Genomic DNA, 25606 nt, shown 5'->3' with positions numbered 1-25606 from the left:
GTTTCTCGCATTCTCATGGTGTCCAAGGGCACTTTAACCCCCATTTGGGGTAAGTTTAGGCGCAAAGCCCTTGCCAATCGGTGAATCCACGTATGGATCAGTCAGGTAAAGCCCGGCATAGGACCATGTTGGGAGCAACAAAAGCTCCCTTGCGACGGTCAGAGAAACCTGAGCTTTTTGTATTCAGGCGAAAACGTGGAACACCATTCCTTGAATTGATACACTGTACCTTTCTATTTACGGGACAGCCACGCGGGCGGACAGCGCGGGGGGCAATATTTCCCGGCGCGAATTGAGGCATCGATGACTGAAGACCAGATATCTTTCTTGAACCTGCTGGCCCTGAGGGCCGGAGAGGAAATCCTCAAAATCTACGCGGAACCTTTCGAGGTCGAGAACAAGGTCGACGGGTCTCCGGTGACCAAGGCCGACGCGGCAGCCGAGGAAATCATTCTTGCGGGCCTTGCGGAAAAGTTCCCCGACATTCCGGTGGTGGCCGAAGAAGCGGTCGAAGCCGGCAAGCTGCCTGCGGCAGGTGCGCGGTACTTCCTGGTCGACCCGCTCGACGGAACCAAGGAATTCCTGAAGAAGAACGGCGAGTTCACCGTCAACATCGCCCTGATCGAGGACGGCCGCCCGGTGTTCGGCGTGGTTTCCGCACCAGCCCTCGAAGAGATCTATTGGGGCGGGGAAATCCGGGACAACGGCAAAACCGAAACCAGGGCCTTCAAGGGGACCATCGCGAACGGCGGCATCAGCGACGTTGCGCCCATCTCCGTTCGCACGCCGCCGGTGGATGGTATCAGCGTGCTCGCCAGCCGCTCTCATCTTTCGGAAGAAACCTCTGCCCTGATTTCACGGCTGAGTGTCGCCGAGCAGCTGAACGTCGGCTCGTCGCTGAAACTGTGCTGGGTGGCTGCCGGCCGGGCCGATTTCTATCCCCGTCTTGCGCCCACGATGCAATGGGACATTGCCGCCGGTGATGCTGTTGTACGCGCCGCCGGCGGGGCGGTCGTTCTGGCTTCAACCGGTGAGGACTTTGTCTACCGGGTGCCGGAAAACGCCCGCAAGGACGACCTGCGGAACCCGTTTTTTCTGGCAGCCGGGTGCAGGAACCTCCTGCGGGATGTCGCGCCCGCTGCCTGACGATTTGCAAAATTGCGCGGGCGGTTGGCCCGTGCCGAACGATTGATACGGCCGGTTCGCCGGCCAAACGGAAAAGCGAACATGAACATGCAATCTCACGGGATCTCGCCCGAGCGCCTCAGCAATCTGAAGCGGCTGGAAGCAGAAAGCATCCACATCATCCGCGAAGTCGCGGCCGAATTCTCCAATCCGGTGATGCTCTATTCCATCGGCAAGGACTCCGGCGTCATGCTGCACCTGGCGATGAAGGCATTCTATCCGTCCAAGCCGCCGTTTCCGCTGCTGCATGTGGATACGACCTGGAAATTCCGGGACATGATCACCTTCCGTGACGAGACCGCCGCGCGTCTCGGCATGGACCTGATCGTCCATACCAACCCGGAAGGGCTTGAAAAGAATATCGGCCCGTTTTCCCACGGCTCCTCGGTTCATACGCACATCATGAAGACCGAGGCGCTGAAACAGGCGCTGAACAAATACGGCTTCGATGCCGCGTTCGGCGGCGCGCGCCGGGACGAGGAAAAGTCGCGCGCCAAGGAGCGCGTCTTCTCCTTCCGCAATTCCAATCACGGCTGGGACCCGAAGAACCAGCGGCCGGAACTGTGGAACCTCTACAATGCCCGTGTGGCAAAGGGCGAGAGCATCCGTGCGTTTCCGCTGTCCAACTGGACCGAGCTGGATATCTGGCAGTACATCCTGACGGAAGACATCCCGATGGTGCCGCTCTATTTCGCAGCAAAGCGCCCGGTCGTGAACCGCGACGGCATGCTGATCATGGTCGACGACGACCGCATGAAACTGCAGCCCGGCGAAGAGATCGAGGAAAAGATGGTCCGCTTCCGCACGCTCGGCTGCTACCCGCTGACCGGCGCCATTGAATCGGATGCCGATACGCTGCCCGCCATTGTCCGCGAAATGCTGATTGCCCGTACATCCGAACGCCAGGGCCGCCTCATCGACAAGGATGAAAGTGCGTCGATGGAGAAGAAGAAGCGGGAAGGATATTTCTAAGATGACGATCGAGAACATACAGGAAGCTGCAGAGACAGCCGTCACCGAATATATCCTGGCACAGGAAAGCAAGGACCAGCTCCGCTTCCTGACCTGCGGTTCCGTTGACGATGGCAAGTCGACCCTGATCGGCCGCCTGCTTTACGACACCAAGCTGATCTTCGAAGACCAGTTGGCCGCGCTGGAACGCGATTCCAGAAAGCATGGCACCGTGGGAGAGGACATCGATCTGGCGCTGCTGGTCGACGGTCTTGAGGCCGAGCGCGAGCAGGGCATCACCATCGACGTTGCCTACCGGTTCTTTGCGACCGAAAAGCGCAAGTTCATCGTTGCCGATACCCCGGGCCACGAACAATACACCCGCAACATGGCCACCGGCGCTTCCACCGCCGACCTTGCCGTGCTGCTGGTTGATGCCCGCAACGGCCTGATGGTCCAGACCCGTCGCCACGCCTTCATCGCGTCGCTGCTGGGCATCCGCCACGTCGTGCTGGCCATCAACAAGATCGACCTTGTCGGCTATTCCCAGGAACGATTTGAGGAAATCCGCAAGGAATTCGAGGTCTTTGCCAACGGCTTCGATTTCGAAACCCTGCAGGCAATTCCGATGTCGGCGCGCTATGGCGACAACGTCACCGGGCGCAGCGACAAGATGGACTGGTATTCCGGACCGACCCTGCTGGAGCACCTGGAGACGGTTCAGGTGGGCGAGCATGTGCTGGAAGCCCCGTTCCGCTTCCCGGTGCAGTGGGTCAACCGGCCCAACCTCGATTTCCGCGGCTATTCCGGTACGGTGGCCAGCGGCCAGGTGTCGGTTGGCGACGAACTGGTGGTCGCCGGTCCGGCAAAGCAGTCCAGGGTGAAGTCGATCATCGGCGCAAGCGGTGAAGTCAGCTCCGCCCGGGCCGGCGAGGCAGTCACCATTTCGCTGGAAGATGAAATCGACATCTCCCGCGGCGATCTTCTGACCTCGACCGCACATCGCCCGGATGTTGCTGACCAGTTTGCCGCCCATGTCATCTGGATGTCGGACGAGCCGTTGCTGCCGGGCAGGCCCTATCTCCTGAAGATCGGCACTCGCACGGTGACGGCGACGGTCTCCGAGATCAAGCACAAGATCAACGTCAATACGTTCGAGCATGTGGCCGGCAAGACGCTGGCATTGAATGAAATCGCGTTCTGCAATTTCTCACTGTCCTCCGCGGTGCCGTTCGATCCCTATGAGGCCAACCACACGACCGGTTCCTTCATCCTGATCGACCGGATGAGCAACTCGACGGTTGGTGCGGGCATGGTCTGGTTTGCGCTGCGCCGGGCAAGCAACATTCACTGGCAGGCCCTCGACGTCGACAAGAACGCCCGGTCTGAAAAACTCGGTCAGAAGCCGGCAGTCCTTTGGTTCACCGGCCTCTCCGGGTCCGGCAAGTCGACCATCGCGTCGATCGTCGAAAAGAAACTGCATGTCGACGGGCGGCACACCTATACGCTCGACGGCGACAACGTCCGCCACGGCCTCAACAAGGACCTGGGCTTTACCGATGCCGACCGGGTGGAAAACATCCGCCGTGTCGGCGAGGTGGCCAAGCTCTTTGCGGATGCAGGCATGATCACGCTGGTATCCTTCATCTCGCCGTTCCGCTCGGAGCGGCAGATGGCGCGCGATCTCCTGGAAGACGGTGAGTTCATCGAGGTCTTTGTCGATACGCCCATCGAGGAATGCCGCAAACGCGACCCGAAGGGCCTTTATGCCAAGGCCGACCGGGGCGAGATCAAGAACTTCACCGGTATCGACAGCCCCTATGAAGCGCCGGAAAATCCGGAACTTCATATTCGCAACGTCGGCCGGGAACCGGAAGAAGTTGCCGAGGAGATCGTTGAGTATCTGCGCAAGCGCGGGTTCCTGAACAGCTTCTCCGCCGACGGCGGAGGCATCTGACAAGAGGCCGAAAGTGACCTTGCCAGGCTGATAACGTGCCCTGGTATCTGAAAGACAGCCATCCGCGTCGCAAGGACGCGGGTGGCTTTTTCGTTTGTGGGACCGGTGCGACATCCCGGCCAGACGAGCTGGAATTTCGTTTGGGAACCGGTCGTTTTTCAGAAGCTCTGTGGGCGTGTCACGCCGCGGTAATCCATTTTGTACTAGGTGTTGTGGCGTCTGTAAGTGTCGCGGTTCCAGGAGGCCAAGATGGTTCGGGCAGACTTCGCCATTGCCCGAACCTTCGAAGCCTTTTAATAACTTGGCTGACCTACTTACGCGTTTTGTAAAATGAATTTTTGATCGAAAGGCTTTGGGCAAATCATGAAAACCGTTCTGGTGACCGGCTCTGCGGGGTTTATCGGCTTTTACCTGTGTACCCGACTGCTGAAGGACGGCTTTCGGGTGATCGGCCTCGATGCCATGACGGATTACTATGATGTCCGCCTGAAGGAACGCCGGCAGCAGATGCTGATGCAGAACGAGCATTTCAAGCCGGTGAACGACCGCGTTGAAGCGCCGGACCTGCTGATGTCCCTGTTCCGTACCGAGCGGCCGGATTTTGTCATTCATCTGGCAGCGCAGGCCGGTGTCCGCTACTCCATCGAAGCGCCGCGCTCCTACCTGGAAAGCAATATCTGCGGAACGTTCGAGCTGCTCGAGGCAGCCAGGGCCTTTCCGCCGGAACACATGCTGCTGGCGTCCACGTCGTCCGCCTATGGCGCCAACACCGAAATGCCCTATGCGGAGACCGACAAGGCCGACCACCAGATGTCGTTCTACGCGGCGACCAAGAAGGCAACAGAGTCGATGGCGCATTCCTATGCACATCTCTACGACCTTCCGGTGACGATGTTCCGCTTCTTCACCGTCTACGGTCCCTGGGGACGGCCCGACATGGCTCTCTTCAAGTTCACCAAGGCGATCCTCGAAGGCAAGCCGATCGACGTCTATAACTACGGCGACATGAAACGGGACTTCACCTATGTGGAAGATCTCGTCGAAGGCATCCGGCTGCTGATGGACGCAGTGCCTGTTCGCCCAGCCGAGGGAGAAGGGGTGAAGGAAGGCGACAGCCTTTCGCCGGTTGCTCCCTGGCGAGTGGTCAACATCGGCAACTCGACCTGCGTTCAGCTGACCGAGTTCATCGAAGCCATTGAGGCAGCTACGGGCCGGACCGCCGAACGCAATCTCATGCCGATCCAGGCCGGCGATGTTCCGGCGACATGGGCCAATGCGGATCTGCTGCAAAGCCTCACGGGGTACCGACCAAAGACCACAGTGCAGGAAGGCGTTGCCAGGTTCGTCGAATGGTACCGGGACTATTACCGGGCGTAACGCCTGGCAGGCGCCGGGCGAACGTCTGGCTACGTGTGGCTCTTATGCCTGCGGCGACGCATCCTGCGGTGGCTGGCAGACATCCACCCATTCCGCACCGGTGATTTCCGCCATGCGTTCCGGTGCTATCCTGACGGCGGCATTGGTCGCGCCGGCGGCGGGAATGACCACGTCATATTCCTTCAGCGAGACATCGCAGTAGACAGGCAACGGCTGGGCAAGACCGAAAGGGCATACGCCGCCGACGGGGTGGCCTGTCAGCGTTTCCACTTCATCGAGGCCCAACATCTTCACCTTGCCACCAAAGGTTGCTTTCGCCTTCTTGTTGTCCATGCGGGCATCGCCGCGGGCAACCACCAGAAAGATCTTGTCCTTGAGCTGAAACGACAGCGTCTTGGCAATCTGACCGGGCTCGACCCCATGTGCCTTGGCGGCAAGGTCGACCGTGGCACTGCTGTCTTCCGTCACGATGACTTCAAGTTCGGGGGCGGCACTGGCAAGGTGGTTGCGAACGCTTTCAAGGCTCATGCTGCAGGGCTTCCTTCAGGTCGGATCAAACAAGACCGGCAGGGAGGGACGCGCAAGAGCTGCGCGGGCCGGGCCATAATTTGTGCATATCAACAATTTCATTGTGCTGTAAATTAAGAAAAGATTCATGTTAATCTTAAACGGGTTTTAACCATTTACGACGTAAACGGTACTGTGTGTGGCCGATGGAAATGGGTTCCAGATGGCCATTGGTTAAGTCGTTCAAGGATTGCCGAAATGGCGAGAGCAGCTACAGCCGGAACTGAAGTTGAATCCTCTGGGGTGGAGAGGAGGAAGCAGGCTGACTATGCAGCTCATCAGGGTGGGTCTATGAATTTGCCATTTTTGGTGGCGAAAAATCTCCTGTTCTGGGGGACGATTTCGCTCAGCCTTTACGGTCTTTACGCGGTGGTTGCTGCCATCTAGGCAGCAGGTGCGTAAACCGATTGTGATTGAACGAACCGCGTCAAGTTCGCGGTCAAGTCTCATCACCTGCAATCGCATATACAACCTTTCATTGCATGCGCGCCGTCGGCTTCTGCGGTCGGCGATTGCGTGAACGTGAGTTCCTTTAGCGATCTGCGTCCAGTCTGCCGCTGCCGAAGTGGTGTGCCGGGCGGAATGTCTCTGGCAGAGGAACAACAGGCTCTCTGCCAGTCATCTCCGCCACCAGGGCCTCCGCTATCAGATGTGCAATGCCGAAGGAAATCTTGAAGCCGCCTGTTGCCGCGAAGGCGGTGTCAAAGCCAGGCAGTTTTCCAGCCAGCGGGTCTCGCCTGTGATTGCGGGGCCGGATGCCGGCCCAGTCGGAAAGAACCTCGCGGCCCTTCAATGGCGGACAAAAGGCGGTGGCGCGTTCCAGCAGTTCGGCTGAACGGACTGGAGAGGGGGCGGCGTCTTCGAATTCCCGGTCGGATGTGCTGCCAATGGCGACGGTACCGTCGTCATGCGGCACGACGTAAAGCCCGTCGCAATAGATCGCTGGCCTGTCTTCCAGTCCCTTGCCCTCCAGCACAAGGGCCTGGCCTTTCTCTCCACGTCCGATGCGTTCGCCGGTCAGCGTTTCGATCAGGTCGAAAGCCGCAAATCCTCCTGAAACGACGAATTGCCGAGTCTGAATCGAGGTCTGCCCGTCGGCGAGCAGGACGGTCTGTGTTGCATCCTCATAACCGACCGCTTCAACGCCTTCCCGCAAGCTGCCGTTCTGACGGACGAAGCTGGCAAGGCTTGCCAGATAAGCCCTCGGGGAGATCCGCGCGGCAAGGGTTTCATAGACGATGCCGAAGGGAGCGGCATTCGCGTCCAGCCAGTCAGACCGGCTTCCGGCAGGTTCAACCACATAGGAAAAGCCGGTTTCCTGAGGTTGCCAGCGCAGCTTGCTTTCTTCCGCCCGCTCCAGATGGTGCTCCAGCTTGTCGGTTGTCGTCAGCGGCAGGATGCGTCCACAGCGGTGATAGCCGCAGGAAAGCCCTGTTTGGCTTTCCAGTTGGCGTATGCGGTCTTCCAGACACAGCAGGGCTTGGAACTGGAATTCCTTCTTGGGGTTCCAGCGTGCCGGCATGTGCGGCATCAACGCCCCCAGCACACCTCCACTGGACCCGGCGCCAACGTGGCTTTTCTCCAGAACAACCACCTTCAGCCCGGCCTCGATCGCTGCCCGGGCAACAGCGAGGCCGAAAATACCGGCTCCGGCAATGGCAACATCGAAAGTTTCGGCGTCGGTTGCTGCCATGGGGCGGGGTCCTTTGAGATTGATTGATCCTGCCGGCTCTCTTATGAGAACGCGTTGCAAATGGCAAAGGCTGATGGGTGCGACCCGAAGGAAACCTGAAGATCATGTCGATCAAGGCACCGGATCTGGAATGGCTGCAGGGCGATGTGCCCCGGGCTGAAGGCTTCAACGACACGTATTTTTCCAAGGCTGGGGGGCTTGCGGAAACGCGTCACGTGTTTCTGCAAGGAAATGGCTTGCCTGGCCGGTTCGATGGCTGCGAGCGTTTCACAATTGCAGAGTTCGGCTTCGGGACAGGCCTCAATTTCCTCACCACCCTTGCGGCATGGCAGGACAGGACCAATCGGCCGGACCTGACCTTCCTGACCTTCGAACTGTTCCCGATGACGGGAGAGCAACTGGCACGGGCACTCGCGGCCTTTCCCGAACTGGCCCCGCTGGCAGAAGAGCTGCTGCAGGCCTGGTCGCCTGAGCCGGGTTGGAACAGCCTGAAAATTGCCGGAGCCAACCTCCAGATCGGCATTGGCGATGCGCGTGAGCTGATCGGTGAGCTGAACGCCGGAATGGCAGGTGAGGGCGAGGGAGGAGAACCGGCAATTGCCCCCATTGATGCCTGGTTTCTCGACGGTTTCAGTCCGGCTCGCAATCCGGAGCTCTGGGACGCGGACCTTCTGAAGGTGGCGGCTGACCTGACGGCCCATGGCGGAACACTGGCAACTTACACGGCTGCCGGCTGGGTTCGCCGCAATCTTCAGGCTGCCGGGTTCGAGATTGAAAAGGCTGAAGGCTTCGCCGGCAAACGCGAAATGGTGAAGGGTCGAAAACCTTGAGGTGGGCGATTGCCTCCATTTACTCCGTAACTGTCTCCAGCATCCACAAGCGGAACTTCTGCATGGCGCTGGTCTCCTCCCGCGACTTCAGCCAGGTCAGCCAGTAGCTTCCCGTCAAGACGCTGGTCTGGAAAGGCTGCACGATCGCGCCGGACGCGAGGGGGCGGCTGAACATCGCTGTCGGCACCAGTGCGACGCCTGCGCCCTGCGTGACGGCTTCAACCATCGCAAGAGAACTGTCGAACATCCAGCCACGCGCCCGTGGTGGCGGCAGTTTCGCTGCCTGGAACCACATGGCCCATTCATCCAACCTGTAGGATCTCAGCAGGGGCTCGTTCACAAGGTCTGCCGGTTCGGACAACCGGGCAGCGATTCCAGGTGAACAGATAGGCGACAGCGGGGCGTCCATCAGCTTGACCGCGTTGGTGGCATGCCAGGCCCCGTCGCCGAAGCGCAGGAAACAGTCGAGACCATCTGCCAGAATATCCGCGCGGTTGTTGTTGGTTTTCAGCCGCAGATCGATCTGCGGATGGGCCCTGGCAAAGCCGGAAAGGCGGGGCAACAGCCAGCCGGTCGCGAAAGTGGCGACGGCGCCGACCGTCAGCACCTCCCGGTAGTTGCCATCCTCGAACCGGCTGAGCGCATCGCTCATCCGCCGGAAGGCATCGCTCAGTACAGGTAGCAGCGCCAGTCCTTCATCCGTCAGGGCAACGCCGCGCGGAAGGCGCTCGAACAGCGACACCTGCAACACGTCCTCCAGCGCCTTCACCTGGTGGCTGACGGCAGTCTGCGATACTCGCAGTTCCAGGCCGGCGCGTGTAAAGCTGCAGAGCCTTGCAGAGGCTTCAAAGGCTCTCAAGGCATTGAGCGGAAGTTTCGAGACGTCCATCCGGATCCAACTTAGGCCAAGTTTTACTCATGTCTAACCTCAGTATTCATCATTTGCGTTATATCTGAGGCAGCGGCACTGTCGCGGTGTCCCGAAGACGAATGGTGCGGGGGGCGACACACCACACCGGTTCGGGCTGTTTGTATTCATCATTGGAGTTGAAGATGAAACTCTGGACACGCCGTAGCGCGTTGACGCTTTCCCTTGCCCTTTTTGCCGGGTTTCCGGCAATTTCCGGATTGGCACACGCCGCCGGGTTCGATCCCGCACCACTTGAGAAAACCGTCACCGGTGCCGAGAGCCGACTGTCTGCCCGGATCGGGGTTGCGGTGCTGGATACGGAAACCGGCAAGACCTGGACCCACCGCGCCGACGAGCGTTTTCCGCTCAACAGCACCTTCAAGGCCTTTCTGTGTGCGGCCCTTCTGGAAAAGGGCGAGCAGGGTGAGGTTCAGCCGGAACGCCGCGTGAAGATCCGCTCGCAAGACCTCGTCTCCTATTCGCCGGTTACCGAGAAAAAGGTCGGCTCTGGAGGAATGACCTATCTGGAACTGTGTGAAGCGGCCGTTGCGATCAGCGACAATGCTGCCGCCAATCTCGTGCTGGAAGCTGTCGGTGGACCGGCAGGACTGACGGATTACCTTCGGGGTATTGGCGACACCATCACCCGGCTGGACCGGACGGAGCCGGGTCTCAATGAAGGCCGCCCGGGCGATGCCCGTGACACTACCACCCCGGCAGCGGCAGTTGCCACGTTGCAGAAACTGGTTCTGGGCGATGCGCTTTCGTCCACCGCCAGAGCCCAGCTGACAGGTTGGCTGCTGGACAACAAGGTGGGTAACGCGACCCTGCGCGCTGGGCTGCCGGAAGAATGGCCGGTCGCCGACAAGACCGGGGCAGGGGCCAATGGCTCGCGCAACAACATTGGCGTGATCTGGCCCGACGACAGGGAGCCCGTCGTGATCGCGGTCTACATCACGCAGACCGACGCTTCCTTTGACGACCGGAACAAGGCGATTGCCGATATCGCAGCCGCACTAGCCGAAAGTCTCCACGACTGAGTTTTCTTGTCCGGGCGGATCCCTTCATTCGCCCGGGCGCCTCTGCCTCTGGAAATGTCCTGCCGCTTCCGACGGAGTCAGCCTTGTCCGTTCCAAGATCCTTGTTTGCCCTGCCGTTGGCGCTTGTCGCGGTATCAGCCGTTTTCTCCCAGGTATCTGCCGAGGAAACACGCGAACAAAAGCGCGCCAGAAGATGCGCCTACTATCAGGAGATCGTCCGGGTGGCGTTCGAAAATGTCGGCCGTTCGCAAATGCGGCCCGGTTTCGTTGCCGAACATGATGCCTTTATCGAAGGTGGTTGTTTCGCAGCGAATGCCGTTTGCCCGAAAACACCCGCCGAATTCGCCTTTGCCGACATTCTGACGATGATGACCGTCAGCGCAAACATGGGCAGCACCTTTACACCGTTCAGGTGCCCGGCCGGTGGAGCGAAGTGAGAAGGTTCAGTTTCGGGCCTTGCCTCAGCAGCACGTGTTTCGGTGCGGACCGGCCCGGAAGGGGCCGGCCCAGGGTGCTGGCGGAGGTTACGTCGCCAGCCACCTTCTGCGACCTGGGATGTCGTCTTCTGCCGTTGCGACGCGCCCCGAGCAAACGGGCCACTTCCGCAGGCAAACTGGACCCGCTGACGGATCCGGGCGAACAGCCGGTGTTGAGTAGGCTTCTGAACGCATTCGTCTTTTGGTTCACCAGCCGCCCCAGTCGGCATCCCGGCGTGGTTTATGTGGTCTGATGGATCCACGCCTATCGGGTAAGCGCATCGCAAGTAGAAAGGATGCGCTTGATCCATAAACCTATGGCGCAAGTCGGGCGTGTCAAATACTGAGCCGGGAAAAGAATCGGGTCGGGCTGCCGAGCTGCCCTTGCATGCCCTCGATCTCAGCGCATTTCCGGCACTGGCGTTATGGCCCCGCCAGTTTCGAACCAGCTTTTCAGGTTGTCGACCACGAGCTGACCCATTGCATTGCGGGTCGCCTGCGAGGCGGAACCGACATGCGGCAGTACGGTGACCCTTGGCAGTTTCAAAAGGGCTTCAGGCACATGCGGCTCGTTCTCGAAGACGTCGAGACCGGCACCGTAGATCGTGTCGTTTTCAAGGGCCGCGATCAATGCGGCCTCGTCGATGACGGTGCCCCGGCCGATATTGATGACGATGCCATCCGGCCCAAGTGCTTCCAGCACCTCCGCATTGACCGCATGTTTCGTTTCCGCACCACCAGGCGCCACCACCATCAGCGTGTCGCAGGCGGCAGCCAGCGCCTTCGGCGTCGCGTGATAGGGGTAGGAGACGTCGTCCTGTTTGCTGCGTCCATGGTAATGGATCTTCATGCCGAAGGCTTCGGCCCGCTTGGCAATCGCCTTGCCGATGCGCCCCAGACCAAAGATGCCAAGCGTACGTCCCTGCATGGTCGCCCCGGTCAGCTTGTAGGGCCCCTTGCTTTCCCAATTGCCCTGGCGAAGCCACTGTTCGGCCTGGCCAAATTCGCGGATGGTCATGATCATCAGCCCGACCGCCGTATCGGCAACTTCTTCCGTCAGCACATCGGGCGTATGGGTCACCATCACCTTCGCCGCCAGGCAATCGTCCGTGTTGACGTGGTCATAGCCGACGCCAAAGCTGGAAACGATTTCCGCGTTCGGGATTTTGGCAAGCAACTCGGCGTTGACCGGCCCGAATGCCATGGCAACACCGCGGATTTTCTCTCCGATTTCCGCCAGCAGCGCTTCCGGATTATCGGCCTCATACAGCCGATGCACCGTAAAGGCGGCATCAAGCTGCTCCTGAACGATCGGCAGCATCGGGCGGGGCATCAGAATATCGATGGAGGTCATGGCAGGTCCGGTGGGGTGATGAAGAAAGGTGAGGTGACCTTAAGGTCTTCGGTTGGGGGAGAAAAGAGCCGAATGGGCAGAGTTGGTACGCAAATTTCGTCACCCTCGAAGCGCTTTCGGCTCACTTCATCAGTGAAACGGCGTATTCCGCCGTCATTCCGGACAAGTGAGACAGGTGTCGAGCGCCGATCCGGAATCCAGAGATATGTCGCGCCATGCGCGGCAAATTGGGTATTCGCTTTGCTCACCCTGACACGCTGGGTTCCGGATCGGCCTGCAGCCTAGCTGCACTTGTCCGGAATGACAGGGCGGGCAGGTTCTTGGGCGTAATTGCAATTCCGAATATAGCGGTCGGCGTTTAACGCGAGTGGGGCGGCGTGCTTTCTGGAAACTTTGGTAATCGGAGTCGGTCCGTAAACTGTCCAATGAAAAGGACACTTATCCCAAAGCGAGGGTGGCTGGAAGTTGGCCAAGGAAGAGGTCTAATTGCGATTGCACAGGTAATGCCTGATTGCGAGACGAACTCTCGAGGCGTTCTCAGGCAAATCCCCCCATTGCCCCCGGGCGCCATTTCCCCTAAAAGACGCCGCAGAATTCCTGAGAATCCCATCAGATTTTGAAAGCGGAGAAGCGGAGCCCCATGGCGCGCCAGTTCATCTATCACATGCATGGCCTGTCCAAGGCCTATAACGACAAGAAGGTTCTCGACAACATCCATCTCTCGTTCTACCCGGACGCCAAGATCGGTATCCTGGGCCCGAACGGTGCGGGTAAGTCGACCCTTCTGAAGATCATGGCCGGTATCGACAAGGAATATACCGGTGAGGCCTGGGCGGCCGAAGGCGCGAAGGTCGGCTATCTGCCGCAGGAACCGCAGCTCGACAACACCAAGACCGTGATGGAAAACGTCATGGAAGGTGTTGCCCACAAGCAGGCAAAAATCGACCGCTACAACGAGTTGATGATGGACTACTCGGACGAAACCGCCGAGGAAGCCGCACAGCTTCAGGACGAGATTGACGCGCAGGATCTGTGGAACCTGGAAAGCCAGGTGGAAATGGCGATGGAAGCCCTGCGCTGCCCGCCATCAGATGCAGCCGTCGACAATCTTTCCGGTGGTGAGCGCCGCCGCGTCGCGCTCTGCAAGCTGCTGCTGTCCGAGCCGGACCTGCTGCTGCTGGATGAGCCGACCAACCACCTGGACGCTGAAACCGTTCACTGGCTGGAGCGTCACCTGCGTGAGTTCAAGGGCTCCGTCCTGATCATCACCCACGACCGCTACTTCCTCGACAATGTCACAGGCTGGATTCTGGAGCTCGACCGCGGTCAGGGCATCCCTTACGAAGGCAACTACTCGGTCTATCTGGAAAAGAAGACCAAGCGCATGGAGCAGGAAGGCCGCGAGAACATGGCCCGCTCCAAGGCGATTGCCCGTGAGCGCGAGTGGATGGGCATGAGCCCGAAAGGCCGTCAGACCAAGTCGAAAGCCCGTATCCGGGCCTTTGAAGACCTCTTGACCGCCCAGGAAGAGCGTCAGCCGTCCATCGAGCAGATCCTCATCCCGGTTGGCGAGCGTCTCGGTGCCAACGTCATCGAGGTCGATGGCGTTTCCAAGGGCTTTGAAGACCGTCTCCTGATCGACAACCTGTCGTTCAAGCTGCCGCGCGGTGGCATCGTCGGCGTGATCGGCCCGAACGGCGCCGGCAAGACGACCCTGTTCAAGATGCTCACCGGTCAGGAAACACCGGACAAGGGCAAGGTCGTCGTGGGCGACAGTGTGCACCTTGGCTACGTTGACCAGTCGCGCGATGCGCTCAACCCGAACAACACGGTCTGGGAAGAAATTTCCGGCGGCGCCGAGGTCATCTACCTCGACGACAAGGAAATCAACTCTCGCGCCTATTGCTCGTCCTTCAACTTCAAGGGTGCTGCCCAGCAAGCCAAGGTCGGCGACCTTTCCGGCGGTCAGCGCAACCGCGTGCATCTGGCCAAGGTGCTGAAGAAGGGCGCCAACGTGCTGCTGCTTGATGAGCCGACCAACGACCTCGACACCGAGACGCTGGCAGCTCTGGAAGACGCGTTGGAAAACTACGCCGGCTGCGCCGTTATCATCAGCCACGATCGTATGTTCCTCGACCGTCTGGCCACACACATGCTCGCCTTTGAAGGCGACAGCCATGTGGAATGGTTCGAAGGCAACTTCGAAGACTACGAAAAGGACAAGGTCCGCCGCCTTGGTGCACATGCCGCCGACCCGCGCCGGATCAAGTACAAGCCGCTTACGCGCTAAGCGAACGGCCTGGAAGCTGAAATGGGGGGCGTGCCCCCTGTTTCCCGAATGTGCCGGCCCCGGAAACGGGCCGGCATCTTTTTTGACCGGTGATGTAAACCGGCCACCGGCAATTTTTGTCCTTGCGAGCGGCACAAGGCATGTTCCACAGAACTCTCGTCTGTCTGTTTGCGGCCTTCGCCATCGCCGTTCTCGCCTCGTTTCTGGCGGCAGTCGGCTGGCCCGTCGATCTGCTGGCTCATTTTCAGACCCAATACGTTCTTGCCGGACTGCTGTTTGCTGCAGGGTTCGTCTTCATCCGGAACTGGAACATGGCGGCACTGGCTATCTGCCTGTCGGTGGTCGCTCTCATGCGCATGGGCATCTTCGACAACGGACGCTTTGCCCCAACCGCCGATGCGGCAGAACCGGCGATCAGCGTCGTCACCGCAAATCTCTTCGGCAGCGCCGCAGCGCTCGGCAATCTGGTTGAGGAAAACAGCGCCCGCGGCTTCGATCTCATGATCCTCACGGAGCTGCCGGTACCAGCCGACCAAGGGCTGCTCGACCGGTTTGAAGGCATGCTGCATGTGGCCGGAACGCGCCATCAGGCGCTTGGTGGACGTCCCGCCGCAGTTATCCTCTCGCGCACTGCGCCGCACAACGTTGAACTGATCCCTGTAGGCGGGAACCCATACGCGATTACGAAAGCGATTTACTGCGGTATCCAGGCGGAGCCCTGTGTGAGTGTCCTTGCAGTTCACACACTGCCGCCTTTCAGGCGTGACTTCTATCTGCACCAGGCGGAGATCCTTCAGAAGCTTGCATCCGAAGTGTCGAGGACGCCGGGACCTGTTCTTGTTGCCGGCGACATGAACGCCGCCTCTTGGGCACCGCTACTGAAACGGTTTCAGGAAACGGCAGGGGTGCGCAAGGCAGTCTGCGGCAGCCGTTGGACCCCGACATGGCTTGCCCCTGTTCCGGGCATCGGTCTCGAACTCGACCATTTTTTCGTCAGGAGCGGGCTTGCGGTCAAAAACTGCGAACTCGGACACTTCAACGGTTCTGATCACTGGCCGGTCTTTGCCGAATTCACGGTTGTCGACGACAAGTCGTCCGACTGATCTTCGGCGGCAAGCCTGCGCCCACCCGGTCAAAGCGCCATGGACACGAGACAATGCAGTCCGCATAAAAGATTTCTATTCAGTACGTCGGGGTTTTTGCCCTGAAGAGCCGGGTTCAAGTCAGACAGATGCTGCAAGCCGCTTCGGACATTAAGACAAGTCTCCTGCGCACGGACCCCGGCGGCCTGCGGCTGATGCGCGGCGTTCATTTGATGCTGACCGTGCTCGGAGCGGTCTTCCTGGCAAATGTCGTGGCAAGCTTCGTGCCCGGTCAGTCGGCCTTTAAACTGGCCGTTCTGGCAGCCGCGAGCGGCGGTCACTGCCTGATGTTCACGCCGGTCTCCACCAGAAAGGCCGAGGTCCTCGGCATCCTGAAGCTTGGCGTTCTGCTGACGTCTCTGTTTGCTCTTGGGGCTGTTGTCGCCGAGATGTCGGGGAAAAGCGCCTCAACCGTTCTGCAAGGGCTCTGGATCGCCGCGATCATGCTCGGCTTTGCCATGCAAGGGCTTGGTCCCTTCTGGCAACGCGCTGGCCGCAGCATGGCGATTTGCTGGCTTTTCGTGGTCCTCGGCAACGTCGGAGGATCGCCCGGCCTCTGGCTTCCGGTGATGGCGGTGCTTGGAATGGTGACAGCGCTCGTGGTTCGCACAGGGCCCTGGCGGCCTTCGACATACCGAACCTACCTGCGGGTCGAAGCTGCAAATCGTCAGGCGATGGCAACCTATCTGAGGCAGCTGTCAGGCCGGGCGACCGGTTCGTCCGGCGATGCGGCCGTTCGGATCAGGGATCTGGCGAAGCTGCGCATGGAGCTTCAGGTCTGTGCCGATCTGCTCAGACCGGAAGGTGAGTTGCAGGGCATGTCGCCGGAAGCGGCTATCATGGTGGAACTCGCCCTGGAAGTGGTGGGCGATGCACGCGACCAGCTCTCCCGGGACGCACGCACCCGTCTGGCGCAAGACGACGGCTTTGGCCGTGCGGTCGACCGGCTTGTCCATCGCCTTGAAACCGGTGAGGGTGTTCCGGAAGAGAGCGATGTCGGGGAAGGCAAAACCGGCGCAAGCGCACCTGCCGCGAGCTGGCTGCAGGCCGATGCGGCAGTAACGCCACATGACCGGTTTCAGGAATTGCGCATTGCCCAGGCTTTCAAGCGTCTGTGGCTGCTGGCGGCAAAAGACCAGCCGGTTCGCCTGAGCCTCGGTACGGATGATGACAGCGGCGAGGGCAGCTGGTTGCGGAAGCTTTCCTGGCGCCTGTCACTTCAGGCAGGTGTCGCAGCCGGGATCGGCTTTTCCCTTGGGCTCGCGTTCGATCTCAATCACGCCTATTGGGTCACGCTCACCATCATCATCGTGCTGTCGAACAGCCTCGGGGCGACACTGCTCCGAACCGCACAGCGGATCGGCGGGACGGCGGGCGGCGTTGTTCTGGCCATGCTGGTCGACCCGGCCCTGGCGGAGTTTCCGTCCGTCAGGCTGGTACTGGTTGTCATTGCCATACCCGGGGTCATCGTTTTCCTCGACCGCAATTACGCCATCGCCTCCGGTATCATCAGTTTCCTGGTGGTCATGGGGCTTCAGACGCTTGAAGGTCTGCCCATCGACGAACTCTGGTCGCGTCTCTACGACACGATGATTGGCGCAGGCGTGGGGCTTGCTGCGGCATGGCTGCTGTTTCCCAACCGCACTGGCGCAAGCTTCAAGGAGCTGGCGTCCGATTACCTCAACGCCTGCCGAAGTTGCCTGCGGGCGGAAGGCGGCAAGGCGGATACGGACCTTCAGGATCTCGCCCGGCTTCGAACGGCAGCGAGCACGCTGATCGCCACCGCCAGGTCCTATCGGATCGAGCAAGCGCCCTGGTCGTCGTTCACACGCTCCGCCAGTGACCTCAACGTGCTGGTGATCGTGCTGGCCCAATACGTGGTGCTTTACCGCGAAGCCCGTTCCGACGTCACGCGGGAAACGGTGGAAGCTCAGGCCAGGTCGGGGATAGAGGCGCTTGTCGCTCGCATGGACAAGCGTCTGGAAGATGAGTTCTCGGCTGTCCTGGATGGACGCCCGAGGCAGACCGTCCCGGGCCTGGAGGATGACTGGATGACAGCCATGCCCGAGGGCGCAACAGGCAATCTTGCGCTGGAAACCGGTTGGGTCGCGATGCTCTACCACGCGCGGAAAATCGTCCGATGCCTGGACGGCTTGCGCAAGGAGAAATTCCTCTCCGGCCCTGCCTGAAGATAGCTTTCACCACCGCAAATACTGGGGCAGCGGATCGATCTTCCGCGCTTATGAAAACATCAATGAGTTTTGTTGGTCAGGAAGGCGCCGGCGCCCTAGCATCGCCTCTCGACTGCGACAGGAGACCCCGCATGACAGACCAGCTCCAGCTTCTTGCCGAGGACTTTCGTATTACGCCTGCATTCAGGACAAGTGGCAAGGTGGAGGGCGTTTTCAGGACAGTCTCTGCGGAAGACTTCAGGACCACTGCAACGGATGCGTTGGAGATGACGTTCGAAGGCATTTCGGGAGACCGGCATGGCGGATACACCCGGAGGTCCGGTGGCCGCGAACCCTGGTATCCGCGTGGCACGGAAATGTGCAATGAGCGCCAGATATCCATCCTGTCCGCCGAGGAACTTTCGTTGATTGCCACTCGCATGGAGATTGCCGAACTGAAAGCCGAATGGATCGGCGGCAACATTACCTTGTCCGGCATTCCCAACCTTACGATGGTGCCACCGCGCACCCGGCTGGTGTTCGAGGGCGGTCTGGTTATTCGTGTGGACGGTGACAACAAACCCTGCCGTTTCGCAGGCGAGGCGATCGCCGAAGCCAATCCCGGCCGGGAAGGACTGGACCTGTTGTTCCCGCAAAAGGCAAAGCGCCTGCGAGGACTTGTTGGCTATGTCGAAATCCCGGGGAAGGTTGCGGCGGGCGAGGCGGTCACCGCCCATGTTCCTGAACAGTGGATCTACGAGCGCATCTAGATTTAAGGCTCGCAGCGAGGGAAACCTGTTTCCCGAGGTGCCCGATATTCTCTAGTCTGGATGCTCTGTCATAACCGTCCAACAGGAGCCTCCATGCTGCCGATCCACCACATGATCGACCAGGCGCCACAGCCGGTCGCGCCATTCTCCCATGCCGTCGAAATTGACGGCTGGGTGTTTGTAACCGGCCAGATGCCGACACTGCCGGACGATCCGGACGCCCCGCTGCCGGAAGGCATAGAGGCGCAGACTGTGCGGGTGATGGAAAACCTGAAGCTCGTTCTGGGCGGCCTCGGGCTCGGCCTTGAAAACACGACTTTCATTCGTGTCTATCTGACTGAATTCAAGCGCGATTATCAGGCTATGAACGACACCTACCGGTCATTTTTCGAACCCGGTAAATTGCCGGGTCGTACCTGTATTGGCGTGTCGGGCCTTGCCGTCGATGCATTGGTCGAGATCGATTTGATCGCCCGGCGGCCGTAACGGCCGGCTACCCGCAAATCCCATCCGGGGTTGTGTGTGACGGGCACGGATCCGCTTTAAGCACCGATGTCAGTCCTCGGTTGGGGACGTATCGTCAGCTTCCAGGCGTTTCGCACATCCCCAGGAGCTCAAAACGTCATTCATTTCGTCCAGTACGAAGAACCGTGCAGCGTCACGGTCATAACCTTCGTCCAGCAACGTATCGTAGTCGGTCAGGGCGTGCCGGACATGACTGGTGGTGGCCTGCCAGAGGGCAATGCCGGGCGGCAGATGGCGCAGGTGTCCGGCGAGGGCAACTTCGAGAATGGCTTCAGCATCTGAAAAGGGAACGCGCGGCAGCAGGACCCGCAAGGCCTTGCGCATGTCTTTTTGTCGCTTGGTGCCGCCGGTCATGAACAGGTCCCGGTTTTTCGTGGTTGAGACCGGAGAGGTAAACAAATCCCGGACGGATTAGAAGAGGTCTGGTGGAATTGGTCCGGATCGCCGGTCAGGCGCGAAAGAACTGAAAGCTGCTGGCCCCGGCAGTGCCGGACAGGGGAAGCCCTGCAACCCTTCCGTTTTCCCTGGCATCGGCAAGAAGGTCCTCGAAAGGCAGGGGAGCGCTGAAATGGTATCCTTGGACCAAACGGCAATGCATCGCTTCCAGAAGTTCCAACTGGTTGCTTTCTTCAACGCCTTCCACCACGCACTGCATCTTCATGGACCGGCACAGGTTGACGATGGAGGTCACGACGCCGCTCGCGATCGGGTCCTTGATACCGGCAACGAAACTGCGGTCGATCTTGACGCAGTCGATAGGCAGCCGGTGCAGGTAGCCAAGGCTGGAATAACCGGTGCCGAAGTCATCCAGCGCGAGTTTGACACCGGCATTGCGAAGAACCTGCAGACAGGTTTCAGCCGCTTCATAACTACCGATCACGGAAGTCTCGGTAATTTCGAACGTGATCCGCCGCGGGTCTATCGCCGCGCGGCGGATGATCTCGAGCAGCGCAGCCACTGTCTCGGCAGAGGTGACGTCATGTGCGGACAGATTGAAGGATAGCGAGAGCGTTCCGGGCAGGGCCTTGATCTGCTCGACCGCCTTTTCGAACAGCGACAGGGTCAGCCTGTGGATCAGGCCGGCGCGCTCGGCAATGGGAATGAACTTGTCGGGGGCAATCCTGCCAAGCTGGGGGTTGTCCCACCGCGCCAACGCCTCGAAGCCGACTACGAACCGTTCCGGCAACTGGACGACAGGCTGGAAATAGACCTGGAATTCGCTGGCAAGATCTGCGCTTTGAAGCGCGGCCTCGATGGCCCGTTCCGAGCGGATGCGGGCTTCATGTTCAGCCGAATAGACCGTCGTCCGGCCGCGCAGGCTGGTCTTGGAATTGTAAAGGGCGTAGTCGGACCGGTCGAACAGAACATGGGCAGAAGTGCCGGCGTCAGGATAGAACGCAATGCCGCAGGACGCGCCAACGGAAACCTGCAGTTCACCGATCCGATAGGGGCGGCTGATCAGTTCGCAAATAGACTGCCCCGTCGAGGCTGCCTCGTAGATGTCTCCGAGATAAAGGAAACCGAACTCGTCACCGCCGAGACGGCAGATCTCGACATTCGGCAGTCCAAGGCTTTTCAGGCGCATGCCGACTTCCATCAGCAATTGGTCGCCCAACTGGTGGCCATAGGTGTCGTTGATGGGCTTGAACCGGTCCAGGTCGACGACGCCGACCGCAAACTGCCGGTCCGTGCCTTCCACTTCACTGATCAGGGCTTCAAGCCGGTTGAAGAAATAGCGTCGGTTCGGCAGGTCGGTAAGCGCGTCGGTTTGGGCAAGCTTGGAGTTTTCTGCGTTGAGACGCTCCGTTTCTTTCTGTTTGGCGGCCAGGTCCGATTGCGATTCAATCAGTTTGCAGAACCCTCGATAGCCGTTCAGGAGAACCTGCAGGACGACTAGGCACACCAGGAAGATATTGAGCCCTATCGCAATGTAGACGTCCTGGTTCTGGCCGAGATAGTGCACCAGATAAGGGATCGTCACGATCACCATGACCATCAGGGCAGCCTGCGGCAGATGCATCAGGCAGAAGATGCAGCCGATGACGGTGATGGCGATGAAAAGCGCCACATGACCGCGCTCGGCAGGTCCGCCATAGCCGTCCAGGCTCAGCGACCAGGCAATGTAGATGACGGACACAAGACTGCCGAGAATGACGGTCTGCCGCATCTTGCTGATCGCTTCTTGCGGTGTCGGGTCAACTTTGCGGGCGCGTATCCAGGCCACCATGCGAAAGGTCGTGATCAAGAGGATCGGCGCAAGAATTCCGACGGTCAGATAAGTCGGCGCGATATCGAAATGGGTATAGGCAACGGCAACCGCATTGACCATGAGGAGGGCATAGAGCGACGGAATCTGGGTCTTGAGCTCATTGTACTGAGCTTGTGCAATTTCCGGATGGCGAGGATCGATCATCATCCATCTCAGGAAAGCCCTGATTTTTTCCATCATTTTCTCCATTGATATTTCTTCTAATCAAAATGAGATAAAGAATTGTTATGAAGGCGACTTTGCTGACTTTGCGTCGCATTGGGGTTCTTGAAGAGTTAAGGCGTCTATAGGAAATGCTGACGCGACGGTTACGAAATATTTCAAGGCGAAAACCGTGTGATCGCGCAATCAGGCACTAAGTAGGGCCGGCGCCGGACAACGGTTCATCGCAGGATATTATAGTGACATTTCTTGCATGCTCCCGCCACGCTTGGCAAATAAACGTGGCTGCCAAAGCAGGCTTGTTGGCGGGAAACGCTCTGGTCGCTTCACAATAAGATAAGCAGACTATTTTTTTATCTTTGAAATACGCTATATAGACGGCTATGGCAGATCGTACTCGAACCCGGCTTTTGAACGCGCTGAAATCCTCCGGCCCACAGACTGCGGCAGATCTTGCCAGCGGGTTGAAGGTGACGTCAGTGGCTGTTCGCCAGCATCTGGACGGCCTGTTGCAGGACGGACTGGTGGACTTCGATGATCAGAAGGGTTCGGTTGGCCGGCCCAAGCGGGTCTGGGACCTGACACCGGACGGGCACAAGCAGTTTCCCGACAATCATTCCAACCTGGTGCTCGGGTTGATTTCCGGCCTGAACGATATTTTCGGCGAAGAAGGTGTCGACAAGCTGATTGCCCACCGTGAAGCGCAAAGCCGGAAATCCTATACCGAAGCGGTTGGCAAGGCGCCTGATCTGCGCGGCAAGCTGGAAGTGCTTGCCGATTTGCGCAACCGGGAAGGCTACATGGCCGATCTTGTTCCGGAAGGGGCTGGCTACCTGCTGATCGAAAATCACTGTTCGATCTGTGCCGCGGCAACGGCCTGTCAGGGGTTCTGCCGGTCGGAACTCAATCTTTTCAAGGATGTACTTGGGCCAGGTGTCTCGGTCGAACGTACCGAACATCAGCTCTCGGGCGGTCGTCGCTGTGTTTACAGGATTGAGCCCGCGGCCTGATCAGGCGCTGGTCCAGTCGAGGAGTGTTTTGCGTGTCAATCGCCAGGCCGCTGCTTGCGCGGCTCATCGACCGGTATTTCCATCCGTTCGAAACCCACATCAAACCGCTGGAACTGCCTGTCACGCCTCTTCCGGATGAAGGGCCGCTGAAGCTGGTCTGGCATTTCGCGATGATGTTCCGCTGGCAACTGGTAATCGTTTCCTGCCTGGCGATGATCTCCTCCGGGCTGGGTCTTGCGGGCATCTGGGCGATAGCTTTCGTGGTCGACGGTGTGACCGAGACAGGCGCGCAGGCGTTTCTGAAAGACAACCTCACCATCCTGGCCGGTTTCTTCCTCCTCTTCGTGATTATTGATCCGCTCGCCTTTCTCCTGCGCCAGACCTTTGCCTTCCAGACCGTGCGCATTCTTCTGCCGGCGGCAATGCGCTGGCAGGCGCACAAGGCCGTGGAAGCACAGGACCTGGCTTTCTTCGAGGACACTTTCGCCGGTCAGGTTGCCTCCCGCATTGCCCAGGTCACCATGTCAGTCCACCGTCAGATGATGCTGTCCATCGAGACGGTTCCGTTCCTGGTCATTCAGTTTGGCGGATCGTTCCTGCTGCTTCTGGCCATGGCCTGGCCGCTGGCCATTCCGGTATTGTTCTGGATCTGCGCGAATATCCTCGTCGCCTGGTTGGCGATCCCGGCCTATCTGCAGCGTTCTGCCAAGGTGGCAGCGGCAAATTCCAAGGCCACCGGCGCGATGACAGACGTCTATTCCAACATCGCGATGGTCAAACTGTTTGCGGCGGAAGATTCAGAAGCCGGTGCCATTCGCAAGGTTATCGGCGAAACAATCGACACCAGGCACAGTGAGAACCGGTCCTATATCCTGACCGACAGCGGCGTCTATTTTCTGAACGTGCTGCTGGTCCTGGCTGTGGTGGTCATTGGTTTCTGGGGCATGATGAAGGGGTGGGTCTCGATTGGTGACTTTGTCGCCGGGCTGACCGTCACACGCTCGCTGTCGCACGCGTCGTCCAGCTTCATAGGGATCGGACAGTCGATCACCAGCACGCTCGGTACGATCCGCGATGCCATGCCGATCATGACGAGCCGGCCGGCAATCATCGACCCGCCGGATGCCGGCGAGCTGAATGTCAGCGCCGGGGAAATCCGCTTCGACAACGTGTCCTTTGCCTATCAGAGCGACCGCAAGCCGGTCCTGGACAAGTTCAACCTGACAATCAAGCCGGGCGAGCGTGTCGGTCTGGTTGGCCTGTCCGGCGCCGGCAAATCGACCGCTGTGTCTTTGCTGATGCGCTTGCGGGACGTGACCGAAGGCCGGATTTCGATCGACGGGCAGGACGTGCGCGATGTCACCCAGGCATCTCTGCGCAGCCGGATCGGCGTTGTCACCCAGGACATCTCCCTTTTGAACCGGTCGATCCGCGACAACATTCGCTATGGCAGGCCGGAAGCCACCGACGACGAGATCCGTGCGGTTGCCCGTGCTGCCGAAGCGCTCGATTTCATTGAGGAGCAGAAGGACAGCAAGGGTCGGACGGGGTTGGATGCCCATGTGGGCGATCGCGGTGTCAAACTATCCGGCGGTCAGCGCCAACGCATCACGATCGCCAGGGTGCTTTTGAAAGATGCGCCGATCCTGATCCTCGACGAGGCAACCTCTGCCCTCGATAGTGAAGCCGAGCTTGCCATTCAGCAGAACCTCACCCGCATGATGGAAGGGCGCACCACGCTGGCCGTTGCCCACCGTCTGTCGACCATTGCCGCAATGGACCGGCTCGTGGTGATGGATCAAGGCCGGATTGCGGAAGAAGGTACACACCGCGAGCTGCTTGCCTCCGGTGGTCTTTACGCTGCGCTTTGGGAACGTCAATCAGGTGGTTTCCTGGCGCTCAGCGCTGCTGAATAGGGTCTGGTGAAAAGCACCTTGTTTGCGTGAGCTTCCCAGAGGCTGGTGCTTCGGGAAAATGTCAGCTTGTGTTGATTTTCCGAAATCCGGCTGACAATACTCCTCTCATGGACAAGAGAGACCGCGCCGTACTTTTTCGCGAACGCCTGTCGGATGCCTTGCGCAGCCGGGATATGAACCGATCGGATCTGGCACGCGGTGCCGGGCTCGACCGGTCGACCGTTTCCCAGCTGTTGTCGGAAGATGCACCCCGTCTGCCAAACGGGCAGGCATTGGCTGCCATTGCGACCGCGCTCAGCGTTTCTTCCGACTGGTTGCTTGGTCTTTCCACCCACCGCGGGGCCGCGGCCGAGATCCTGGATCAGGCAGTTCAGGTGGCCGAGACCGAGCGGCACCCGGTCGATGAACATCTGCTCGCCTGGTATCGCGATGCGGTCGGGGCGAAGATCCGGCATGTACCCGCCAACCTGCCGGATGTCCTCAAGACCGAAGCTGTTCTGGCTTTCGAATACTCCGGCGAAACGTTGCGCACCGCCGACCAGGCCATAACCGGCACCAGGGATCAGAGGGCACTCCTCAGCCGGGCGGAATCCGACATGGAAATCGCCCTGTCGAAAGAGGCGCTGGAAGGCTTTGCGCGCGGGGAGGGGCTATGGCAGGGGCTTCCGGTTGACCTGCGTCGCGAACAGCTGGAGGTCATGGGGCTTACCTTGAGCGAGCTTTACCCCTCGCTACGTCTGCACCTCTTCGGCGCGACCGACCGGTTCTCCGCACCTTTCACGGTCTTCGGGCAGAAATGGGCGGCACTCTACCTCGGGCAGCGCTACCTGGCGTTTTCCAACACGCGCCACGTCCAGCTCTTCTCCAGCCACTTTGACGACCTCGTTCGCCACGCGGTCATCCGCTCGCATGAGGCTGGTGATTTTGCCGTTCAACTGGCGCGCCAACTCGACTGACGTCTGTTCGTTTTTAGCTGCAAGACTTGGTCACCTTGCAGCCATGGATATCATG

General features: G+C 59.6%; 21 protein-coding genes. 15 read left to right on the top strand and 6 right to left on the bottom strand.

The window, feature by feature from the left end; genetic code table 11:
* Window positions 1–303 precede the first annotated feature (303 nt).
* From cysQ to FIU93_RS25845, 4 genes are all read left to right on the top strand, one after another.
* On the top strand, window positions 304–1146 hold the full coding sequence (gene cysQ, locus FIU93_RS25860; protein WP_152507173.1) for a 3'(2'),5'-bisphosphate nucleotidase CysQ: 843 nt from the start codon (window positions 304–306) through the stop codon (window positions 1144–1146).
* 81 nt (window positions 1147–1227) lie between these two features.
* Window positions 1228–2157, top strand: coding sequence for a sulfate adenylyltransferase subunit CysD (gene cysD / locus FIU93_RS25855; protein WP_022997880.1), 930 nt, complete (start codon window positions 1228–1230; stop codon window positions 2155–2157).
* Window position 2158: 1 nt separating this feature from the next.
* Entirely contained in the window at window positions 2159–4093 is a 1935-nt protein-coding gene (cysN, locus tag FIU93_RS25850) for a sulfate adenylyltransferase subunit CysN (RefSeq protein ID WP_055658637.1), read from the top strand.
* 363 nt (window positions 4094–4456) lie between these two features.
* The gene (locus FIU93_RS25845; RefSeq protein ID WP_152507172.1) at window positions 4457–5470 is read left to right on the top strand and encodes an NAD-dependent epimerase/dehydratase family protein; all 1014 of its coding nucleotides are present in this window, start codon (window positions 4457–4459) and stop codon (window positions 5468–5470) included.
* 42 nt (window positions 5471–5512) lie between these two features.
* On the opposite strand, the gene FIU93_RS25840 is transcribed toward FIU93_RS25845, so the two are convergent.
* Entirely contained in the window at window positions 5513–5998 is a 486-nt protein-coding gene (locus FIU93_RS25840) for a YbaK/EbsC family protein (RefSeq protein WP_152507171.1), read from the bottom strand.
* A 571-nt stretch (window positions 5999–6569) separates the two neighbouring features.
* Window positions 6570–7730, bottom strand: a complete 1161-nt coding sequence (locus tag FIU93_RS25835; RefSeq protein WP_152507170.1) for an FAD-dependent oxidoreductase — start codon at window positions 7728–7730, stop codon at window positions 6570–6572.
* A 104-nt stretch (window positions 7731–7834) separates the two neighbouring features.
* Between FIU93_RS25835 and mnmD the strand changes: the two genes are divergently transcribed.
* Window positions 7835–8560 carry a tRNA (5-methylaminomethyl-2-thiouridine)(34)-methyltransferase MnmD gene (mnmD, locus tag FIU93_RS25830; RefSeq protein ID WP_152507169.1) on the top strand — a complete coding sequence of 242 codons (726 nt, stop codon included), beginning with the start codon at window positions 7835–7837 and terminating at the stop codon, window positions 8558–8560.
* A 19-nt stretch (window positions 8561–8579) separates the two neighbouring features.
* Here the strand turns inward: mnmD and FIU93_RS25825 are convergent, their stop codons facing one another.
* Window positions 8580–9449, bottom strand: a complete 870-nt coding sequence (locus FIU93_RS25825; RefSeq protein ID WP_152507168.1) for a LysR family transcriptional regulator — start codon at window positions 9447–9449, stop codon at window positions 8580–8582.
* Window positions 9450–9613: 164 nt separating this feature from the next.
* On the opposite strand from FIU93_RS25825, the gene bla reads away from it, so the two are divergent.
* Window positions 9614–10510, top strand: coding sequence for a class A beta-lactamase (gene bla, locus FIU93_RS25820; protein ID WP_152507167.1), 897 nt, complete (start codon window positions 9614–9616; stop codon window positions 10508–10510).
* Window positions 10511–10593: 83 nt separating this feature from the next.
* Window positions 10594–10947, top strand: coding sequence for a hypothetical protein (locus tag FIU93_RS25815; protein ID WP_152507166.1), 354 nt, complete (start codon window positions 10594–10596; stop codon window positions 10945–10947).
* Between the two features lie 439 nt (window positions 10948–11386).
* On the opposite strand, the gene FIU93_RS25810 is transcribed toward FIU93_RS25815, so the two are convergent.
* Entirely contained in the window at window positions 11387–12340 is a 954-nt protein-coding gene (locus tag FIU93_RS25810; protein WP_152507165.1) for a 2-hydroxyacid dehydrogenase, read from the bottom strand.
* A 640-nt stretch (window positions 12341–12980) separates the two neighbouring features.
* On the opposite strand from FIU93_RS25810, the gene ettA reads away from it, so the two are divergent.
* From ettA to FIU93_RS25785, 5 genes are all read left to right on the top strand, one after another.
* Entirely contained in the window at window positions 12981–14630 is a 1650-nt protein-coding gene (gene ettA / locus FIU93_RS25805; protein ID WP_022997869.1) for an energy-dependent translational throttle protein EttA, read from the top strand.
* A 140-nt stretch (window positions 14631–14770) separates the two neighbouring features.
* Window positions 14771–15733: an endonuclease/exonuclease/phosphatase family protein gene (locus FIU93_RS25800; RefSeq protein ID WP_152507164.1), complete on the top strand. Its 963-nt coding sequence runs from the start codon at window positions 14771–14773 to the stop codon at window positions 15731–15733.
* A gap of 128 nt (window positions 15734–15861) precedes the next feature.
* Window positions 15862–17961 (top strand): FUSC family protein, encoded by a 2100-nt coding sequence (locus FIU93_RS25795; protein ID WP_152507163.1) that lies wholly within the window; start codon window positions 15862–15864, stop codon window positions 17959–17961.
* 134 nt (window positions 17962–18095) lie between these two features.
* Window positions 18096–18713: an MOSC domain-containing protein gene (locus FIU93_RS25790; RefSeq protein WP_152507162.1), complete on the top strand. Its 618-nt coding sequence runs from the start codon at window positions 18096–18098 to the stop codon at window positions 18711–18713.
* A gap of 93 nt (window positions 18714–18806) precedes the next feature.
* Window positions 18807–19199 (top strand): RidA family protein, encoded by a 393-nt coding sequence (locus tag FIU93_RS25785; RefSeq protein ID WP_022997865.1) that lies wholly within the window; start codon window positions 18807–18809, stop codon window positions 19197–19199.
* A gap of 69 nt (window positions 19200–19268) precedes the next feature.
* Here FIU93_RS25785 and FIU93_RS25780 read toward each other — a convergent pair whose 3' ends face one another.
* Window positions 19269–19592 (bottom strand): DUF2293 domain-containing protein, encoded by a 324-nt coding sequence (locus tag FIU93_RS25780; protein WP_055659520.1) that lies wholly within the window; start codon window positions 19590–19592, stop codon window positions 19269–19271.
* Window positions 19593–19686: 94 nt separating this feature from the next.
* Window positions 19687–21687: an EAL domain-containing protein gene (locus FIU93_RS25775; RefSeq protein ID WP_209010234.1), complete on the bottom strand. Its 2001-nt coding sequence runs from the start codon at window positions 21685–21687 to the stop codon at window positions 19687–19689.
* 365 nt (window positions 21688–22052) lie between these two features.
* Between FIU93_RS25775 and FIU93_RS25770 the strand changes: the two genes are divergently transcribed.
* The 3 genes from FIU93_RS25770 (at window position 22053) to FIU93_RS25760 (ending at window position 25551) form a co-directional block, all read left to right on the top strand.
* On the top strand, window positions 22053–22679 hold the full coding sequence (locus tag FIU93_RS25770; RefSeq protein WP_055658663.1) for a metalloregulator ArsR/SmtB family transcription factor: 627 nt from the start codon (window positions 22053–22055) through the stop codon (window positions 22677–22679).
* A gap of 32 nt (window positions 22680–22711) precedes the next feature.
* Entirely contained in the window at window positions 22712–24595 is a 1884-nt protein-coding gene (locus FIU93_RS25765) for an ABC transporter ATP-binding protein (RefSeq protein ID WP_152507160.1), read from the top strand.
* Between the two features lie 107 nt (window positions 24596–24702).
* Entirely contained in the window at window positions 24703–25551 is an 849-nt protein-coding gene (locus FIU93_RS25760) for a helix-turn-helix transcriptional regulator (protein WP_022997860.1), read from the top strand.
* Window positions 25552–25606 lie beyond the last annotated feature (55 nt).

Origin of the sequence: Labrenzia sp. THAF35, assembly GCF_009363595.1 — a bacterium.
Taxonomy (GTDB): Bacteria; Pseudomonadota; Alphaproteobacteria; order Rhizobiales; family Stappiaceae; genus Roseibium; species Roseibium algicola.
This window is presented reverse-complemented; position numbering and strand designations above follow the sequence as displayed.

Coding starts and splice junctions, on each gene's coding strand:
- cysQ (WP_152507173.1), top strand. CDS start 304: ATGACTGAAGACCAGATATCTTTCTTGAACCTGCTGGCCCTGAGGGCC.
- cysD (WP_022997880.1), top strand. CDS start 1,228: ATGAACATGCAATCTCACGGGATCTCGCCCGAGCGCCTCAGCAATCTG.
- cysN (WP_055658637.1), top strand. CDS start 2,159: ATGACGATCGAGAACATACAGGAAGCTGCAGAGACAGCCGTCACCGAA.
- FIU93_RS25845 (WP_152507172.1), top strand. CDS start 4,457: ATGAAAACCGTTCTGGTGACCGGCTCTGCGGGGTTTATCGGCTTTTAC.
- FIU93_RS25840 (WP_152507171.1), bottom strand. CDS start 5,998: ATGAGCCTTGAAAGCGTTCGCAACCACCTTGCCAGTGCCGCCCCCGAA.
- FIU93_RS25835 (WP_152507170.1), bottom strand. CDS start 7,730: ATGGCAGCAACCGACGCCGAAACTTTCGATGTTGCCATTGCCGGAGCC.
- mnmD (WP_152507169.1), top strand. CDS start 7,835: ATGTCGATCAAGGCACCGGATCTGGAATGGCTGCAGGGCGATGTGCCC.
- FIU93_RS25825 (WP_152507168.1), bottom strand. CDS start 9,449: ATGGACGTCTCGAAACTTCCGCTCAATGCCTTGAGAGCCTTTGAAGCC.
- bla (WP_152507167.1), top strand. CDS start 9,614: ATGAAACTCTGGACACGCCGTAGCGCGTTGACGCTTTCCCTTGCCCTT.
- FIU93_RS25810 (WP_152507165.1), bottom strand. CDS start 12,340: ATGACCTCCATCGATATTCTGATGCCCCGCCCGATGCTGCCGATCGTT.
- ettA (WP_022997869.1), top strand. CDS start 12,981: ATGGCGCGCCAGTTCATCTATCACATGCATGGCCTGTCCAAGGCCTAT.
- FIU93_RS25800 (WP_152507164.1), top strand. CDS start 14,771: ATGTTCCACAGAACTCTCGTCTGTCTGTTTGCGGCCTTCGCCATCGCC.
- FIU93_RS25795 (WP_152507163.1), top strand. CDS start 15,862: ATGCTGCAAGCCGCTTCGGACATTAAGACAAGTCTCCTGCGCACGGAC.
- FIU93_RS25790 (WP_152507162.1), top strand. CDS start 18,096: ATGACAGACCAGCTCCAGCTTCTTGCCGAGGACTTTCGTATTACGCCT.
- FIU93_RS25785 (WP_022997865.1), top strand. CDS start 18,807: ATGCTGCCGATCCACCACATGATCGACCAGGCGCCACAGCCGGTCGCG.
- FIU93_RS25780 (WP_055659520.1), bottom strand. CDS start 19,592: ATGACCGGCGGCACCAAGCGACAAAAAGACATGCGCAAGGCCTTGCGG.
- FIU93_RS25775 (WP_209010234.1), bottom strand. CDS start 21,687: ATGATGGAAAAAATCAGGGCTTTCCTGAGATGGATGATGATCGATCCT.
- FIU93_RS25770 (WP_055658663.1), top strand. CDS start 22,053: ATGGCAGATCGTACTCGAACCCGGCTTTTGAACGCGCTGAAATCCTCC.
- FIU93_RS25760 (WP_022997860.1), top strand. CDS start 24,703: ATGGACAAGAGAGACCGCGCCGTACTTTTTCGCGAACGCCTGTCGGAT.